Origin of the sequence: Paenibacillus azoreducens, from assembly GCF_021654775.1 — a bacterium.
Classification (GTDB): Bacteria; Bacillota; Bacilli; order Paenibacillales; family Paenibacillaceae; genus Paenibacillus_AQ; species Paenibacillus_AQ azoreducens.
The window spans coordinates 4,130,541-4,147,756 of record NZ_AP025343.1 but is presented as its reverse complement, the minus strand read 5'-3'; the positions used below and the strand labels follow the sequence as shown (position 1 = coordinate 4,147,756).

Below are 17,216 nucleotides of genomic sequence, written 5' to 3'. Positions count from 1 at the left end.
AGCCGCTAAAGCTTCGGTTTCGCAAAACGTCCGAGAATTTCCGTGGACAGAACCACATTCATGAAAGCATTAGGGTCGGTTTGGGCTACCGTTTTTCGGACGGCTGCCAGTTCATAACGAGTGGTTACCGTCATAAGCGTGTAGTTTTCTTGCTCGCTGTACCCGCCCTCGGTATGAATGCAGGTTATTCCATGGTGCAGCTTTCGCAGCTGACAAAGCATCTGATCTTTTTGCTTGGTAATGATGAAACAGGTGACTTTGATATGCCCGACATGGATCATGTCAACCACTTTTCCCTTCACAAACGTAGACAGCATGGAGTAAAGCGCCAGGTCCCAGCTCCGGAAAAAGCCAAGCGCCAAAATCACTATGCCGTTCATGAGGAACAGGATATTTCCCATCGGAACGTCCCGTTTGCGCGTTACGATGGAGCCGAGGATATCGAAGCCGCCGGTAGAACCGCCGACCCGCAGCGAATAGCCGATTCCCGCCGCCGAAATGATGCCGCCGAATACGGCGGCCAGAATAGGGTCTTTGGTTACCCGGATGACGGGAATTAAAGCCATAAACCAAGTGGTGCTGACGACCGAGACGCAGCTAAGGACGATATATCTTCTTCCTATGGCCTTCCATCCCCAGAAGATAAGAGGAACATTCAGCAAAAAATAAACGATGGAAATATTCCATCCGGTTATATAACCAATGATGGAAGCAACCCCCGTAACCCCGCCGGATAAAAGCTGATGGGGGATCAGGAATAAATTGAGACCGGCGGCCACAAGCAGGGAGGAAAAGAGAATGACGCCGACCTCCTGCATTGGTTTGAATATCGATTTGATCGGATTACTGATAAAAGGTAAGTGTTGATTTTGATTCATGGCCCGGGCCTTCTTTTCTCTCTTTTTAGGTGAATATTTTGCAATATCCTAAGTTATAAAAAAATCTTATCAGTTTAGATTATCATTTTTATCGCAATGCCGGACTATGACAAATATCGCTACATGCATTTTACCGAAAAAAGGATATGTCATTTTTGCTGCAGCATTGAATACACCAGGGCATAACGCCACTGACAGCCTTAAAAACGACATATTCACACGAAAGGTCAGATCGTTTATACTTGCTGGGCAGGGAAAGGGGGGACATTTTATAGGCTGAAACGAAAGCGGTTCCAGATATTCAGAGAGAGGTGTTTTATGAAGAAAGAGAGTCCGTTTTTCCGGCTGTTAAAATATATGGGCAAATATAAAATGCTCTATGCCGGGTTAATCACGACCATGCTGGTGGGGATCGCGCTGGAGCTTTCAGTTGCATGGTTTTTATCGCTGATTACAAATGCCGCCGTAAAGTTTGAAGTTGAACGTTGGCCCATGTTGATTCTGATGGGTGCCGTGATATTGGTTGGCAGCAGCTTGACCTCGTTTTTTGATACATACCTGAAACAAAAAGCTTCGCTTAAGGTCAGAAACGATATCCGTCTGGATACGATGGACCATGTTTTGCGGTTTCCGCAGACCTATTATGACCAGACTCATACCGGGGATTTATTGGCTAGGTTCACCAGCGACAATCAAGCCGTTGGTGAGGCGGCCGGCAACATTATTATGGGATTGCTCAAAAATCCGCTGCTCGCCTTATGCGCATTTATCTACCTGCTGAATATTCATTGGCCGCTAGCATTGATCACGATCTGCGTCGGACCGCTGATGATTCTTGTAGGCAAGCTGTTTGGCGAGTCGATGCGCAAGAAAGGCACACGTCTGCAGGAAGCAATGAGCAAAGGAACCTCCTTTTTGCAGGATGTGCTTGGAGCCAGTGTGTTGTACAAAATTTTTGGACTGGAGAAAAAGATTTCGAAGCAGTATCGGCAATACAGCACGGAAATTGCGGCGATTGAACGCAGTCAAGGGATGACGCAAGGTGCCGCAGCTGCGGTGTCGGGTGGAATTGCAATCATCACGATCATGATCGCAATATTGCTCGCCGGATTTTTTGTGGCCAAAGGCAGTTTGGAGGTTGGTGCTATGCTTGCATTTATTCAACTGATGAACTATTTGGTCAATCCGTTTTCAGTCTTGCCGTCGTTATGGTCCAGCATGCAGCAGGCTTTGGCAGGAGCGGAGCGGATTTTTCAGGTGATCGATACTCCCAAGGAATATGCAGAACTCCCGTCGGAAGGCCGCGCCAAAACATCTTTTAGTGAGCTCGCCATGTCTTCCGTCGGATTTTCCTATACAGACTCTGCTGATGCTCCGGCTCTTCATGATGTCGGTTTTCATGTGTATGCGGGACAGACGGTTGCGATTGTCGGCGCCAGCGGGGGTGGCAAGTCCACCTTGTTCAAACTTCTCCTGGGTCTATATCTTCCGACGACAGGTTCGATCAAAATTGACGGCAAAGATGTAAACACGCTCGGTTTAAGGGAATATCGGGACTATTTCTCTTTGGTTCCGCAGGAATCCGTTTTGTTGTCGGGAACGATCCGGGACAATATTTTGGACGGCAACCGGTCGGCGGGGGAGGAGGAAATCGTAGCGGCTGCGAAACAGGCCAACGCTTACGATTTTATTATGAAACTGCCGCAAGGATTCGATACCGAAATTGGCGAGCGCGGGTCCCGGCTTTCCGGCGGACAAAAACAAAGAATCGCAATCGCCAGGGCGATCTTGCGCGACGCGCCGATTTTGCTGCTGGATGAAGCTACCGCTGCTCTGGACAATGAGTCCGAAAGGATTGTACAGGACGCGCTGACGAAGCTGATGGTCGGCAGAACGACGCTGGTCATTGCCCACCGCCTCTCTACGGTCCAAAATGCCGATTTGATCCTGGTAATGGAAAACGGAGAGCTTGTGGAAAAGGGCACGCATCATGCGCTGCTCTCGGCTGGCGGGCGATATCATGCCCTATACCATGCACAGCTTCAGCAAGAAGAGCAGGCTGATATGGAATGCCAAACTTTCAATTGAAAAGAGTAGGAAGCAAAAGCCGCCAACTAGAATGGCGGCTTTGCCTTTGTATACGTGTCTTATTCAAGAACGGGGAACCACATGCGCAAGACGGTTCTAGAAAAACGTCCTCAGCCTCTCCATAAATGTTTTGGCCGCCCGGCTTACATATTTATCGCTGCGGTAAAACATTTCCAATTTCCTGACCGGAGAGTCCTGGATCGGAATGGCCCGGATTTGTGGGGATTCCAAACTTTCTATGAGCAGGCTTGGTTGAATGGTAGCCCCCACCCCTTCGCGGACTAATCGGATTAAGGATGTCGCGGATCCCGTCTCCATAATGGTGCGGATCGTAATTTTATGTTCCCTGCACCAGTCTTCGATCAACTCACGCCCATAAAAACCTTTGGGATACATGACGAGGGGAATATGAGCGATATCTTTAGCCGAAACACTTTCCGCCTCTGCCAATTCATGCTCCGCATGGACATAAAGGCTGTACGTTTCCGTATAAAAAGGGATGCGATGGAGCCGCGTATCCGGTTGGATGGCCAATCCGACCCCTATATCAACCTCGTTATCCAGTACTTTGTCCAGAATATCGATGGATGGAATAACCTGAACTTTGGTATTTGGGAATTCACGATGAAAATCGATCAGTAGAGACGTGAGCCGGTAATCCAGATCCGACGGCAAAACCGCGATCCGTAGATGCCCGGCATCCAGACTCGTAAGATCGGCAATTGCCTTTTTGGCATTGTCAAGCTGCTGAATGATCTGCAGTGCATAACATTCCAGCAACTCTCCAGCTTCGGTCTTAACAGTCTTTTTTCCAATCCGGTCAAATAGCGGAACGCCCACTTCATCTTCGATGACCTTGATCTGCTGGCTTAGCGTTGGTTGGGAAATCCCTAATTTGGCTGCAGCTTCAGAAAAATGCAGTTCATTGCATAACATCAGGAAATACTGTAATTGTCTGATTTCCATATGCAGAATCCTTTCATTCTATCTATAGAATCATACTATCGTTTACATAGAATAAATAGTATGGATCTATTATAAATGTGATTCTATAATGGAATCAAGCAACAGCAACAATGAGTGAGGAGGAAATGAATATGAAGTTAGAAGAAGTTATTCTGCAAACCAACCAACCGGATGCGATCAAACAGTTCTACGGAACTTTGCTGGGTTTGGATGTATATGAGGATAGTTTATCGGGTATATCATTCCGGACAGGCAGTTCCAGGCTTTCGTTTACGAAGGCATCTGCAGAAGAAAAAGCGTACTACCACATCGCATTTGCGATTCCATCCAATAAGTCCGAAGAAGCTAAGCAGTGGGTTAAGGAGAAGGGAGTCGCGTTATATTCCAAGGATGGCAAAGATGAGTTCTTTTTTGAAAATTGGAATGCGACGGCATTTTATTTCTATGACCCGGACGGCAACCTGATCGAATTTATAGCCCACCATACGGTAGACCATGCGGTGGATGAAGGGTTTGGTCCTGAGCATCTGCTCCGAATCAGTGAAATCGGCCTTCCTGTCGAAGATGTTCCGGAAGCGGTCCGCAATCTCATCGGCACATTTCAGCTTAATGAGTGGGGCGGAGATGGACAACAGTTCGCGCCTTTGGGCGATGCGGGGGGAGCACTGATTGTCGTGAACAAGAATCGTCCTTGGTTCCCGGACGGACGTCTTCCCGGCACATTCGCTACAGATGTGGTCATAAGGCATTCGGATTCCGCACATCTTCGGCTGCAAAATGATTTGTATCAATTAAGTACAAGCAAGAAATAAAAAGAAGCCGGTTCTCTGTTTAAACAGAAAACCGGCTTTTGTTAATTGTTCCAAGAGAGGCTACTTCGCTCCAGGGCGGGTAATAATCTGTGTGCTGACAAGTGTCATGAGCGCGGCCAGGATTAGAAAATAAACCGGCATGGCGACTAAGGAACCGTTATGAAGGATGCTCATGCCGCTGGTAATCAGGCTGACTACGACATAGTAGCCCAATCCGAGCAGAGCGCCTGCAGTTCCAAGAACATCGCCGTAATCGACAAGCGCCAGGCTCAGACAGTTCGGAATCATCATGCCGATGCCGAGCAGCAGTACGAAAATAGAAGCCACCATACAGACCAATGAAGCCATGGATGGCGTCATCCCTAAAAGCGTAAAGCAGGTAAGCGATAACGCCCCAATCGTGGTTACAATAGAGCCGATCAGAATGATGGTTTCCGCCCGAAATACGGGCAGCAGTTTCTTCGAAAGCGTCGCCCCGAGAATGGAGGACAATGCCACGAAGATCCCGAAAAAGCCAAACATGCCCGGGGTCATCCCGAAAAATTCGATAAAAATAAACGGGGCTTCGGCATAATAACTGAACAATATACCGTTGGTTGCGCCTATTAAAAATAAAAAAGCCCAAATTCGTGCGTCTGCCATGAAGCGTTTGGCCACAGAAAGCGTACTAATGCTTGCATTCGAAGCCACTCTCGTCTCAGGCAAAGACGTAAAGGCATGGATGAAAATAGCGACGCTCATAAAAACAAGCGTGAGGAACACAGCCTTAAAACCGAGCGTTTGGTCTACCCAACCACCAATCAAGGGACCAAGCGCCGGAGTAAAGGCAAGAGCAGCCGAAATTTGGGCAAACACCGCATGGCGTTTATGGCCGTCAATGCTTTCCCTTAAAATCGTCTGCGTAACCACTGAACCGGTGCTGGCGCCAAAAGCCTGAATAAACCGGCTTACCAGCAGCCATTCGACCGAACCGGACAAATAACAACCCAAGCTCCCCAAACCATAAACAAAAATTCCCCACAGCATCGCCGGCCGCCTTCCGATAGAATCGGAGAGCCTTCCCCAGCAAAATACGCCAAATGCAAAGCCGAGAAAATAAATGCTAAGCGTCAGTTGAATCATGTTGCTGCTGGCTTGGATATTTTTGGCGATATCGGGTAAAGAAGGCGTATATATCGTTTCGCTAATTTGCGGAAAACCCACAAGAATAATGAACAATAACAATGACGGAGTTGAGATTTTTCTTTTCACCGTAATTCCCCCTATAATTTTGAAAATCTCAGATGTCTACACGAAAATTACGGAATAGGGGGTTTGCATTTAGATAATCTGGAAAATGAAAGCATGATAATCACCATTCATATTTAATCTTGAGTATATAGGGGGATACATACCAAGACATTATACATAAAAATGCATAAGATTTCCAAAGTTTAATTTTAGAAACGATGAGCTTGAATCCGGCAGTCGACAGAAGACTCCTGTTTTTATCATTGGAAAAAGTTGATTTTCAAGTTGATTCATGAAGTTTCATTGCGTTGGACAGTATAACAGCCAAGAATGATGAATAGGAGGCGGCCCAGAAGTTTATGCGAAGATGCAAATATTACTTTTCAGCGCTGATCACCGGCATTGGACTGGCTGTAATATGTACGGCGGGGGCATTTGCGGGGGAAACGCAAAAAACAGATAACAGAGCGCCGTCCAGCCAGGCATTTTCCCATGACCAACATATTCAGGGGCAGGAGCGCAAATCGCATTTTGCAGCGGGTAATGGATATCACCTGATTATGGTCCAGTTCGAATCGCTCCAAAACTTCGTGTTAAACACATCTATCGATCATCAGCAGATTACGCCGGTTTTAAATGCATTGTCCAAACAAAGCCTGTATTTCCCGCATGTATTTCAGCAAATCGGAGCCGGCAACACATCGGACGCCGAATTTGTGAGCAACACCTCGATCTATCCGGTTGGCTCTTCCCCGATGTCCCACAAGTACGGCAACCGTAAGCTATCCAGTTTGGCAAAATTGATGCAGGGGAATGGATATGTTGCGAGTACCTTTCACGTTAATGATGTGAGCTTTTGGAACCGGGATCAGCTCTATCCCGCTTTGGGGTTTGACAAGTATTATGATAAGCCGTATTTTGACGGAGAAAAGTTTAACCGTTTCGGCCCTTCGGATGAAGAACTGTTTCGCGTTGGGGCAAATACAATGCAAGAAATGGATCGACGCCATCAAAAATTTTTTAGCCAGTTCGTGACGGTATCGAGCCATTCGCCTTTCATCGTCCCGAAAGATAAGAAACGGTTGAATCTGCCCCAGCATTTGAAGGGTAAACTGCTTGGGCATTATCTGACCGCGATCAACTATTCGGATTATGCCTTGGGAACGTTTATCGATCGATTGAAACAAAGCGGATTATGGGATAAAAGCGTGTTCGTCGTATATGGCGACCATTTCGGCTTAAATAAGAAACTGCATGACCCCAAAAAAATCAGCCGGGCGTTAGGCATTCCTTATCATAAGCAAATCAGTACATTTAATGTTCCGTTCATCATTCATTTGCCGGGACAACTTCGCGGGCAAGTCGTTGACCGGGTCGGAGGCCAGATCGATTTTTTGCCGACCATTGCCAATATCATGGGGATTGATCTCGAAGCGGAAGGATTTAAGGCTTTTGGCCATGATCTGTTGAATGTGGAGCGCAACATTATCGGAATGCGGTATTACTTGCCGACTGGAGCGTTTTTTAATGACGAAGTCTTTTTTATTCCTGGAAAAAAAGGATTCGAAGACGGCACTGCCACCTCCATCCGCACTTTACAGTGCATGAAAGACATCTCGAAGTACAAACCCGATTACGATTATATTAAGAAATGGATGAAGGCATCAGACCGTTATGTCAAGCAGCTTCCGGTCCGGGAGGACACGATCCGAAAATAATGCTGAGGATGCAAACGCGGCTAGTATCACATTTCACCTGCTGCCTTTATCCGGTACAAATCATTGATTCAACTTATCTAGCTTGTATAAGAAAAAGAGGCCTTCCGTAACACCGGAAGCCTCTTTTTTCGTTAAACGAGTTCGGCAATGATTTCCTTAAGTTTGTTAGCCGATTCATGGAACTGCTTCAATTCCCCGTCATCCAGTTTGAGATCAAGGACTTTCCTAACGCCGGTGCGATCAACAATACATGGAACGCCCAAATAAACATCCGATACGCCGCAATAGTCTTGGAGCAGCGTTGAGACATTCAGAACCGAACCTTGATTTTGCAATATGGAAACGATGATCCGGTCAAGCGCCAGTGCAATCGCATAACTGGTTGAACCTTTGGCATTGATGATTTCATATGCGGCGTTTTTCGTCCGATTGAAAATATCTTCGCGCTCTTCATCGGTGAATTCAAGTCCGATTCCGGCCACGTTGGCGATACTCCAAAGCGGAAGCTCCGAATCCCCATGTTCGCCGATGATATGGGCATGGATGCTGCGCGGGTTGATCTGTTTGCTTTGACCGATCAAATAACGGAAACGAGCGCTGTCCAGCAGAGTACCCGATCCGATGACCCGGTTCACGGGGAAACCGCTTTTTTTGTATGAAACATAAGATAAAATATCAACCGGATTCGAGGCGACGAGAATAATCCCGTGATTATTGTATTTCACGATGTTTTGAATGATATCATCAAAAATCGCGGTATTCCGCTTTAATAAATCGATGCGGGTTTCGCCTGGACGCTGGTTCGAACCGGCGGCAATAACGATGATATCCGCGTCTTTGCAATCGCTGTAGTCGCCTGCCCATAGCTTAACTCCCCCCGTAAACGGAAGGCCATGGTTCATGTCGAGCGCTTCGCCCAACGCTTTTTCATGATTGGCGTCGATTAATACAAGCTCGGAAACCCGTTCCCGCAAGAACAAGGTATAAGCGGTTGTGGAGCCGACGGCTCCGGTGCCGATGATGACGACGCGCGTAGGGCGATTGGTTCCGATGGGTGTCACTAAATGATCTCTCCTTTGATGTCTATTGTGATTTTGTTTAGTAATGATGCCGCCATATTCTGATATTATCATAATGCATGGATATTTTTCCAAGGCGATTATACCATCCATAATCTTTGTTAATTTCACCCAAGCAACCCGTTTTATACATTCAAATGGAGGTGGAGGGAAATATTAACATGTGATAAAATGGAGGACAAATACATATAGGGAGGTTCTTTATTTGATAGGTCGCAGTGGCAATCCCACACTCAAAGAGAAGACGTTCGAAAACAATGAGTATTATAATGGACAGGAGACGATGACGGTTGGCGGTACGGTGAATAAATCATTCATCACGCTTGCGCTGCTTGTGGGGTCGGCGATCGTCTCTTGGACGATGTTCTTCAACGATTACGACATGTTCCCTTACATGATCGGGGGAGTGATCTGCGGTTTGATTCTGGCATTGATCATCAGTTTTAAACCATCGACAGCTCCGTTTCTGACCCCGATTTATGCGATTGCGGAAGGCTTTTTCCTCGGAGCTTTGTCGGCCAATTACGAATACGTATATTACGGCATCACGCTTCAGGCGGCCCTGCTGACGATGTGCGTGTTCATGGGCGTTCTGATCGCCTACAAGACTGGATTGATCAAAGCTACGGAAGGTTTCAAGCGCGGTATGTTTGCAGCGACGGCGGGTGTTGCGCTTGTATATCTTATTAGCATGGTATTGCGCCTGTTTGGCATTACGGTACCTTATTTGCATGACAGCACGCCGATTGGCATCGGCATCTCTGTTGTTATCGTCATCATTGCCGCTTTGAATTTTGTGCTGGATTTTAACTTCATCGAGAAGGGGGCGCAGCAAGGCGCTCCGAAATATATGGAATGGTACGGCGCATTCGGTTTGATGGTTACTCTCGTATGGCTTTATGTGGAGATTATTCGTCTCCTGTCGAAGCTGGCAAGCCGGGATTGATCACGAGTGTAGTCCGGTTGGGATCGCAAAGGAGGGTTCGCATTGGTTTGGGTTATTGATGTTCTGCTCGGCAAGCTCCATGCAAAGTCTACATTATAAACAATGGCGGTTTATATTGCATGGAGCTGGATTAAGAAGAACCGCAGGACAATTTTATTTTTTTAATCGACATTGTTTATAGTCTAGGCTTTGCTCCCTTAAAATCAAACATTTTAAGGAGCGTGAGCCCGGATGAAATACATCAATGCTGATGAAATTTTTCCAAGCGAGCTGTTGGAGGAAATCCAAAAATATGTGCACGGTAAGACGATTTATATTCCCAAGGCAAAAGGCAGCCGGAAGAAATGGGGAGAAAAGAACGGAAATCGTGCTCTTTTGCAGCAAAGAAACGATCAGATCCGCGAGCAGTATGCCGTAGGAGCTTCGATCGGTGAGCTGGCAGCCCGCTTTTACCTTTCGTATGAAAGCATTCGGAAAATCATCTATTCCAAATAGTATGTTAGCAACATATGCAAACAAACCAAGGACATGTTCGGCTTTAAGGGCCGGCATGTCTTTTTTAATTCCTAATTGTTCTTGGCACGTTGGCGGCGGACATTCCTTCTATAATGGGACTTGTAACCTTGGAGCAAGAGCGATCGAAAGAACATTTCACCCGGCTGCCTTTATCCGTACAATCAATTGGTTCAATTTATGTAAAGTATAGGGGGGATCAGCATTATGAAGGAAATAGATTACAGCGATTATTTTTGGCAGGATGATATGATCCGGCTGCGGGGCATCCGTCCGGAAGACTGGGAAAGCCAATATTTGGGCGGGTTCGAAACCTCTGCACGACTGAAACTGGAATGCGCAATGGAGCTCCCGCCCACCATGTCCGCCGCGCGGACATTCGCAGAGGAGAATGCCGATTTTAAATCTACGAACGGCCGGATCATGTTTACCATTGAGAGTTTAAGGGGGGAAAGTTTGGGCGGGATCAATTTAAATAGCATCGATGAAAGGAATGGAACATTTAGCATCGGGATTGGCATTGATAAAGCTTCTCGCGGAAAAGGCGTGGGTACGCGCGCGATGACCATCCTTTTAAAATATGCCTTTTTTGAACGAAGGCTGAATAAATTCAATGATTATGTGCTTGCAGGCAATGAGGCATCCGCCAAAATGATGTTGAAGCTGGGATGTGTTCAGGAAGGAATACGGCGCCAGATTTACTACATCAACGGAGAGTATAAAGATGCGATTTTGTTTGGGTTAACCAAAGATGAGTTTAGCGCGAAATTGAAAGAAAATAGCAAGGAGCATGAGCGGATATGAACATTAATATAGAAGATATCGTCAACCAGCCCGAACAGCCGTTTTCCGGATCCATATGGATCGGGAGTGGAGGGCAAGCAAGCTTTGAGATGGGTTACGGCTTCGCGAACCGCAATGAAATGATTCGGAATACTCCACTTACGAGATTTGGTGTGGCATCCGGGAGCAAGATTTTTACTGCCGTTGCCATTTGCCAACTCGCGGAAAAAGGCCTTCTCCGTTTCGATACTTTATTAAAGGATTGCCTTGAAGGTACGTTTCCGGATTTCGATCCGGCAATAACTATCCATCATCTGCTGACACACAGTTCGGGGATACCGGATTATTTCGATGAAGAGACGATGAGCGATTACGGCGAGCTTTGGAGATTAGTGCCAATGTACGGTTTTACGTCTCCAGCCCATTTTCTCCCGTTATTTAAAGATAAGCGCATGAAATTTGCTCCCGGCGAGCGGTTTTCGTACAGCAATGCAGGGTATATCGTGTTAGGTTTGATTATTGAAAAAGTAACAGGAATAAGTTTTCAGAGATATGTAGAAGAAAATATATTTCGTGTTAGCGGGATGAAGGATTCCGGATATTTCCGTCTGGATCAGCTGCCCGAGCGAACGGCACATGGATACATTGATAATGATGGTGAGTGGAAAACAAACATTTATTCCATACCGGTTATCGGCGGAGCGGATGGCGGCGCATTTACGACAGGGCAAGATATGAACAGATTCTGGGGCGCTTTGATGGAATACCGTCTGTTAAGCAGGGATTACACCGAAATACTGCTGTCGCCACAAATAAAACAAAATGAGCATATTCATTACGGGTACGGTGTCTGGATTGTAGTCAAGCAGCAAAGAATATTCAAATATTTTGTGATGGGCAGTGATCCCGGAGTTGAAATGCATTCTTCCGTGTATCCGAAAACAAGGATGCGGGCCCATATTCTGGCTAATGTAGAACATAGCGCCGGAATGATTGCCCGAAGGTTGGACGAAGTTATTTTTTCTAGCGAAAATGAAGAACATGCGGAGCAAAGTCAGTTATAATAAGAAGAGCAGTATCCGATTTATGACTATTGATATGAAATGAATTTAGAGTTTCCTATCGGAATGAAGGCTTGTGAGAAAATCCTGCCACAGTGATGCTGGCGGGATTTTTTTATATTATGGAAATATCATATAAATTTTCAATTTAAAAATTCCCGTGTCACAAAATCGCATTTCGGGATTGTTATATAGACAAAGAACAAAGGAGGTGAGCTCTTGCTAGCAACCATCCCCGGGGAAAAGGAAGAAAAGAGAAACTATATTGAAGAAGTAGTCGAGAAGGTTAAGGCAGGAGACAAGCAGTCATATGAAGCGATTATTATCCAGTTTGAACGGCAAATGTATACCTACTGCTATTACATTTTGAAAAATCACGCGGAAACGGAAGATGCCGTTCAGGAAATCTTTATCCGTGCGTATGAACATCTACATCAGTACAGCAGACAGGTGTCTTTCTCAGCCTGGTTATATAAGATGGCCTATCATCATTTGATCAATATGAAAAAGAAGCAAAGCCGCTGGTTCAAGCTGATTGAACATTATAAGGAGCATCAGCCCACAGCGGAATTACCCCGACAAGAATCGGAAGTTTATGAGCTATTAACCTGCCTTACTGCGGAAGAGCGTCACATTTTGCTCCTGAAGGCGGTAGAACAGTATACCTTTGAAGAAATAAGCGAAATTATGGACCTCAAAGCTGCCACCGTACGGAAAAAATATGAACGTTTACGCCGAAAACTGATGGAACGAAGAAGCAAAAAAGGAGAGATCGCCAATGGGACATTTGCCGGACAAAACGGAACTCGCTGAAATGAATGCCATCGAGCAACAGATCCGCGAATCGGCACCGCCGAAGAAAATGTTGAGTTATCAAATCATGAACAAGATCGGAGAGCGAGAAATGTCAAGAACAAGAACGAGGACTAAAGGGAAATCTAGTTTTATGAAAAGGACCGCAATCGTCGCCACCACCGCAGCAGTGCTTGGCGTAGGCGTGATCGGCACGGGATTCGTGTCCCCGGTTATGGCTGATACGTTGAAGAAAATTCCGTTTCTTGGAATCCTTTATCAGAATACCAGCGAAGAGGCTCTGCAAACGGCTATTAAACAAGGTATCGTAAGCGAACCGGATACAAGCATCACCCATGACGGTGTGACGCTCCGACTGGCCAACCTGCTTTACGACGGCACACGGCTGTCCTTTGTATTAGAGCGCAAGGGGGAAAATATGCCGCCGAATACGCCTTCTCCATATCTTAAAGAGGGTGAAAAGCTCGAAGGTACGGACAGTGAATACGCTAAAACCGCAAGCACACCTGAAAAAGACCAGTTGAAGGGTTATATTGAAACACCAAAAATCCTTGTCAATGGCAAACAAATTCAAGCATTTGGCCATTATGGGGATCTTCCCGATTGGGAAGGTGCGTATCAGGTTGAACTGAGCAACGGCATCAAAGGTCTGCCGGATGAATTTGAACTGACGATTCAAACGAAGGTGACGAAGGTCAATGAACCGTTTGAATTCAAGGTTCCGGTGAAGATCGATAATAAAGCGATCGTGCTCAAGCCGAACGCTACCAAAACAAGCGGCGATTTCACTTACACGGTCAAAGAGCTGAACATCACGCCGGTTTCGACGCGACTTGTTTTGGACAGCAAAGGTCCGGTTCCAAAATCGCCTCAGCAAACGGGAGATTATACCGCTTCGAAGGTATACTACGAGATCGTGGACGACCAAGGACGCGAAGTGAAACCGGATATGTTCGGATATTTCCACAGAGAACCGGATCTGGAATATCATGTGGATGATTTGTATTCGCCATTTAAGGATACGCCTAAATCCATTACGATTAAGCCGTTTACATTGACAATGAAGAAAGCGGACTGGTCTGTCGTTGGCTCAGGTAAAGACAGTCTCGGAGAACGGACATACCTGAAGGATCTGGAAATGACTATTCCTGTAAACCAGTAAATCAGTAAAACAGGTGAATAGGCAAGCGGGGAATTTGTAAACTGACAGAATAACAAATGAGTTCGAGAACCTTGGTTCGGCGCCGCCGGACTAAGGTTCTTTCGTTTGCGGTGAACAATTGAGTTCCCAAATCATTCATCGATTGCCGCATGGCCCTGACCAACCTCCAATAAAATCATATGCTGTGATGTATCTTATATCCAAGGAGGGCATGCACATGAGTGAAGTTGTCGGAGGAGTTGGCGCAGGATACGGTTACGGCGTTGGCGGCTTAGGCGGAAACATCGGAGCAATTCTGGTTCTGTTCATCCTTCTGGTTATCATCACCAGAGCGTTCTTGTACTAAATGATGAAACCCTGTCGGCTTGTGCCGGCAGGGTTGTTTTTTGATATTCCATTTCGCAGTTTCATAGTATAGTGATTCGAGATATTTATTTTTTAATCGTTTTATGGTCACAGCAGCCACCAACATATGGTACAATTTTCATGTTCAAGTGGTTTATGCCTGAGGTGGGGGTTCATGTCGTTTGAAACCGAATCCATCATTTAACGTAGGTATATTAACGATGGACACCGGTGAAGAAAATGGTCCGGGACATGGAAATAGGCGCCAAGTTTCAAATTTATTTTGAAAGATCATATCGGGGGAGGAGGATGATTAAAGCAAATGAGATACATAAAATTTTTAGGGTTGGTTCTAGGGGTACTGGCGATAAACATTCTGGTTCTTTCTCCCGGTTTTTTGGGAGTTGAGATCGGAGGCAGCGCGTTATCGACGGCTTTTGGCGTTACATTGCTGGTGGCCAGTGCCATCCTTCTGCTCTACGCGAGTTACGTTTTGTTTTTTAAGCAGCCTGAGGTGCGGCCCGTAAAGCAAATCGCGACTCATGAGGACTATGTGGAGGCTTTGAATCGGTACAAACATGTCAAATCGCTTGAAGAGTACATCAATCTGGCTTTGGAACAGCTGGAGCGGATGCTAAAGAAAAGAGCCACCTTGCTGAATGTGCTGAATCAAAGGTTTGATGCGCAAGAGTTAAGCTACAAAAAGTTTTCTTCCGTCACCTATGAAGTCGAAAAGTTGTTTTATCTAAACATTAAAAGCATCTTGAACAGAATCAGCGTTTTTGACGAGTCGGAGTTCTTAAGCGTTATGGGCAAGAAACAGTCAAAATTTTCCCAGGAGATTCTGCAGGAAAAAATGAATTTGTATAACGATTATCTGTCTTTCATGAAAAGCTCGCTTGGTACAAATGAAGAAATTTTGCTTAAGCTGGATAAGCTTATGATTGAAATATCCCGCCTTGACAGCTTTGAACCGGGGGACATCGATAACATGCCGTGCATGCAGGAAATTGATTCTTTGATCAAGCAAACCAAATTATATAAACAGTGAGTATCGAAAGAAGTCCGACGCCTCTTATAGAGGGGGGCATTTGCGGAGAAAAAGTACTGAGAGAGGTGCAGTGAATGGCGAAAAAAAGTAAGTTTTTTGTTGTATCCGGAATCATTTTGGTTATCGTTTTCGCCCTGGTGTATGTCGGGGTTAACCTGACCTCGAACCTGGGAAAAACCAATTTGCAGATATCTGCGGAGGACGCTGCCAAGCGCCTAAAGAAATTATCTTCGAATATCGCGGTAAGGACCGATACGCCGGTCAAGGGTCAGATTGACCTGAACCCGATCGATGTGGCGGACTCTTTGCCCGATATCGACAAATTCCCGATTACCGTGAACAACACGACGGATCAATTCGTAGAGATTTTCTCCTCGCCTGAAAAATCCGGAACAGACGTGGACGGCTGGTTAACGGATGTGGCCAGCGAATTCAACAAAGCCAATATTATGGTCAATGGCAAACCGGCATCGGTGAAAATCCGCAATATTGCTTCCGGGACCGGCGTGGATTTTATTAAATCGAAAAAATACATTCCGGATGCATTTACGCCTTCCAATGAATTATGGGGGGAAATGGTCAAAGCCGGCGGCATTAAAATGCAGCTTGTATCCAAACGACTTGTCGGCAACGTTCCGGGCATTATTTTATCCAAAACAAAATACGATGCTTTAGTGCAAAAATACGGGGCCGTGAATGTCAAAACGGTTACTGAAGCAATCGCAGCCAACGAATTTTCGATGGGATATACCGATCCGTTTGCCAGCTCGACGGGCCTGAATTTTCTTGTGACGGCGCTTCATACGTTTGATAAGTCCAATCTTCTCGGAGAAAAGGCGGTTCAGGAATTCGAGAAATTCCAAGCCAATATTCCGTTTACGGCATCAACGACGATCCAGATGCGCGATGCGGTCAAGTCGGGTATGCTTGAAGGATTTGTTTTGGAGTACCAGACATACGTGAATGCGCCGGATCTCAAGAGCGGGTACGTGTTCACGCCATTTGGGGTGAGACATGACAGTCCGCTGTATGCCGTTGGAGATTTGCCGCAGAACAAGCAGGAGATCATCAAGAAGTTTGCGGATTTTGTCGCACAAGATAAATATCAAGAATCGGCAAAGAAAAAAGGCTTTAATAATCTTGATGATTATAAGTCCGAGACGCCGGTCGTGGACGGAAGTACGCTGACAGCGGCCCAAAAAGTATGGAAAGAAAAGAAAAACGGCAATAAACCGATATCAGCCGTATTCGTGGCAGACGTATCGGGCAGCATGGCGGGCGAGCCGCTGAACCGCTTGAAGGAATCCCTGCTTAAAGGCCAAAAGTATCTGGGCAGAGACAACAGCATCGGTCTCGTATCCTACTCCAATGATGTCACCATCAATTTGCCGATCGCAAAATACGATACCAATCAGCAGTCGCTATTCGTAGGAGCGGTGAACAGCCTGCAAGCCAACGGAGGAACGGCTACCTTTGACGCTATTGTCATTGCGCTGAAAATGCTGCAGGAGGAATTGGCCGTCAATCCTTCGAGCAAGCCGATCATTTTTGTGCTTAGCGACGGCGAAACGAATGAAGGGCATACGCTGAAAGACATCAAAGGATTAATAGAAGCTTACAAGGTTCCGATTTATACGATCGGTTATAACGCCAATATTGAGGAATTGGAGAAAATATCCAACATCAATGAAGCGGCAAGCATAAATGCGGATACGGACGATGTCGTCTACAAGATTGGAAATCTGTTTAACGTTCAAATGTAAAATCATCT

The 17,216-nt window shown here is 46.0% G+C and carries 16 protein-coding genes; 12 read left to right on the top strand and 4 right to left on the bottom strand.

The annotated features are described in order from the left end of the window. Nucleotides 1-5: 5 nt before the first annotated feature. Nucleotides 6-878, bottom strand: a complete 873-nt coding sequence (locus tag L6442_RS18290; protein WP_212976532.1) for a YitT family protein — start codon at nt 876-878, stop codon at nt 6-8. A gap of 318 nt (nt 879-1,196) precedes the next feature. On the opposite strand from L6442_RS18290, the gene L6442_RS18285 reads away from it, so the two are divergent. After that, nucleotides 1,197-2,966 (top strand): ABC transporter ATP-binding protein, encoded by a 1,770-nt coding sequence (locus tag L6442_RS18285; protein WP_212976531.1) that lies wholly within the window; start codon nt 1,197-1,199, stop codon nt 2,964-2,966. A 96-nt stretch (nt 2,967-3,062) separates the two neighbouring features. On the opposite strand, the gene L6442_RS18280 is transcribed toward L6442_RS18285, so the two are convergent. Further along, nucleotides 3,063-3,932, bottom strand: a complete 870-nt coding sequence (locus tag L6442_RS18280; RefSeq protein ID WP_212976530.1) for a LysR substrate-binding domain-containing protein — start codon at nt 3,930-3,932, stop codon at nt 3,063-3,065. 131 nt (nt 3,933-4,063) lie between these two features. Between L6442_RS18280 and L6442_RS18275 the strand changes: the two genes are divergently transcribed. Then, complete coding sequence (locus tag L6442_RS18275) at nt 4,064-4,744, top strand: VOC family protein (RefSeq protein ID WP_212976529.1); 681 nt, start codon at nt 4,064-4,066, stop codon at nt 4,742-4,744. 60 nt (nt 4,745-4,804) lie between these two features. Here the strand turns inward: L6442_RS18275 and L6442_RS18270 are convergent, their stop codons facing one another. Beyond that, a complete protein-coding gene (locus tag L6442_RS18270; RefSeq protein ID WP_212976528.1) occupies nt 4,805-5,995 on the bottom strand; it encodes a multidrug effflux MFS transporter in 1,191 nt (396 codons plus the stop codon). 338 nt (nt 5,996-6,333) lie between these two features. Between L6442_RS18270 and L6442_RS18265 the strand changes: the two genes are divergently transcribed. After that, nucleotides 6,334-7,692: an LTA synthase family protein gene (locus L6442_RS18265; RefSeq protein WP_212976527.1), complete on the top strand. Its 1,359-nt coding sequence runs from the start codon at nt 6,334-6,336 to the stop codon at nt 7,690-7,692. Between the two features lie 131 nt (nt 7,693-7,823). On the opposite strand, the gene L6442_RS18260 is transcribed toward L6442_RS18265, so the two are convergent. After that, on the bottom strand, nt 7,824-8,753 hold the full coding sequence (locus tag L6442_RS18260; protein ID WP_237099976.1) for an L-lactate dehydrogenase: 930 nt from the start codon (nt 8,751-8,753) through the stop codon (nt 7,824-7,826). A 223-nt stretch (nt 8,754-8,976) separates the two neighbouring features. On the opposite strand from L6442_RS18260, the gene L6442_RS18255 reads away from it, so the two are divergent. From L6442_RS18255 to L6442_RS18215, 9 genes are all read left to right on the top strand, one after another. After that, on the top strand, nt 8,977-9,717 hold the full coding sequence (locus L6442_RS18255) for a Bax inhibitor-1/YccA family protein (RefSeq protein ID WP_212976526.1): 741 nt from the start codon (nt 8,977-8,979) through the stop codon (nt 9,715-9,717). A gap of 231 nt (nt 9,718-9,948) precedes the next feature. Further along, entirely contained in the window at nt 9,949-10,212 is a 264-nt protein-coding gene (locus L6442_RS18250; protein WP_212976525.1) for a CD3324 family protein, read from the top strand. Nucleotides 10,213-10,437: 225 nt separating this feature from the next. Next, a complete protein-coding gene (locus tag L6442_RS18245) occupies nt 10,438-11,034 on the top strand; it encodes a GNAT family N-acetyltransferase (protein WP_212976524.1) in 597 nt (198 codons plus the stop codon). Continuing rightward, complete coding sequence (locus tag L6442_RS18240) at nt 11,031-12,077, top strand: serine hydrolase domain-containing protein (protein WP_212976523.1); 1,047 nt, start codon at nt 11,031-11,033, stop codon at nt 12,075-12,077. The genes L6442_RS18245 and L6442_RS18240 overlap by 4 nt, the downstream gene beginning before the upstream one ends. A gap of 216 nt (nt 12,078-12,293) precedes the next feature. Next, nucleotides 12,294-12,887, top strand: a complete 594-nt coding sequence (locus tag L6442_RS18235) for an RNA polymerase sigma factor (protein WP_194232222.1) — start codon at nt 12,294-12,296, stop codon at nt 12,885-12,887. After that, nucleotides 12,853-14,049 carry a DUF4179 domain-containing protein gene (locus L6442_RS18230; RefSeq protein WP_212976522.1) on the top strand — a complete coding sequence of 399 codons (1,197 nt, stop codon included), beginning with the start codon at nt 12,853-12,855 and terminating at the stop codon, nt 14,047-14,049. Before L6442_RS18235 ends, L6442_RS18230 begins: the two co-directional genes overlap by 35 nt. 217 nt (nt 14,050-14,266) lie before the next feature. Beyond that, the gene (locus L6442_RS18225; protein WP_194232220.1) at nt 14,267-14,395 is read left to right on the top strand and encodes a sporulation protein YjcZ; all 129 of its coding nucleotides are present in this window, start codon (nt 14,267-14,269) and stop codon (nt 14,393-14,395) included. A 321-nt stretch (nt 14,396-14,716) separates the two neighbouring features. Beyond that, a complete protein-coding gene (locus L6442_RS18220) occupies nt 14,717-15,445 on the top strand; it encodes a hypothetical protein (protein ID WP_212976521.1) in 729 nt (242 codons plus the stop codon). Nucleotides 15,446-15,519: 74 nt separating this feature from the next. Beyond that, nucleotides 15,520-17,208: a vWA domain-containing protein gene (locus tag L6442_RS18215; RefSeq protein ID WP_212976520.1), complete on the top strand. Its 1,689-nt coding sequence runs from the start codon at nt 15,520-15,522 to the stop codon at nt 17,206-17,208. Nucleotides 17,209-17,216 lie beyond the last annotated feature (8 nt).

Excerpts from the sequence above, each read along its gene's own strand:
- L6442_RS18290 (WP_212976532.1), bottom strand. The coding sequence starts at position 878 with ATGAATCAAAATCAACACTTACCTTTTATCAGTAATCCGATCAAATCG.
- L6442_RS18285 (WP_212976531.1), top strand. The coding sequence starts at position 1,197 with ATGAAGAAAGAGAGTCCGTTTTTCCGGCTGTTAAAATATATGGGCAAA.
- L6442_RS18280 (WP_212976530.1), bottom strand. The coding sequence starts at position 3,932 with ATGGAAATCAGACAATTACAGTATTTCCTGATGTTATGCAATGAACTG.
- L6442_RS18275 (WP_212976529.1), top strand. The coding sequence starts at position 4,064 with ATGAAGTTAGAAGAAGTTATTCTGCAAACCAACCAACCGGATGCGATC.
- L6442_RS18265 (WP_212976527.1), top strand. The coding sequence starts at position 6,334 with ATGCGAAGATGCAAATATTACTTTTCAGCGCTGATCACCGGCATTGGA.
- L6442_RS18250 (WP_212976525.1), top strand. The coding sequence starts at position 9,949 with ATGAAATACATCAATGCTGATGAAATTTTTCCAAGCGAGCTGTTGGAG.
- L6442_RS18245 (WP_212976524.1), top strand. The coding sequence starts at position 10,438 with ATGAAGGAAATAGATTACAGCGATTATTTTTGGCAGGATGATATGATC.
- L6442_RS18240 (WP_212976523.1), top strand. The coding sequence starts at position 11,031 with ATGAACATTAATATAGAAGATATCGTCAACCAGCCCGAACAGCCGTTT.
- L6442_RS18230 (WP_212976522.1), top strand. The coding sequence starts at position 12,853 with ATGGGACATTTGCCGGACAAAACGGAACTCGCTGAAATGAATGCCATC.
- L6442_RS18225 (WP_194232220.1), top strand. The coding sequence starts at position 14,267 with ATGAGTGAAGTTGTCGGAGGAGTTGGCGCAGGATACGGTTACGGCGTT.
- L6442_RS18220 (WP_212976521.1), top strand. The coding sequence starts at position 14,717 with ATGAGATACATAAAATTTTTAGGGTTGGTTCTAGGGGTACTGGCGATA.
- L6442_RS18215 (WP_212976520.1), top strand. The coding sequence starts at position 15,520 with ATGGCGAAAAAAAGTAAGTTTTTTGTTGTATCCGGAATCATTTTGGTT.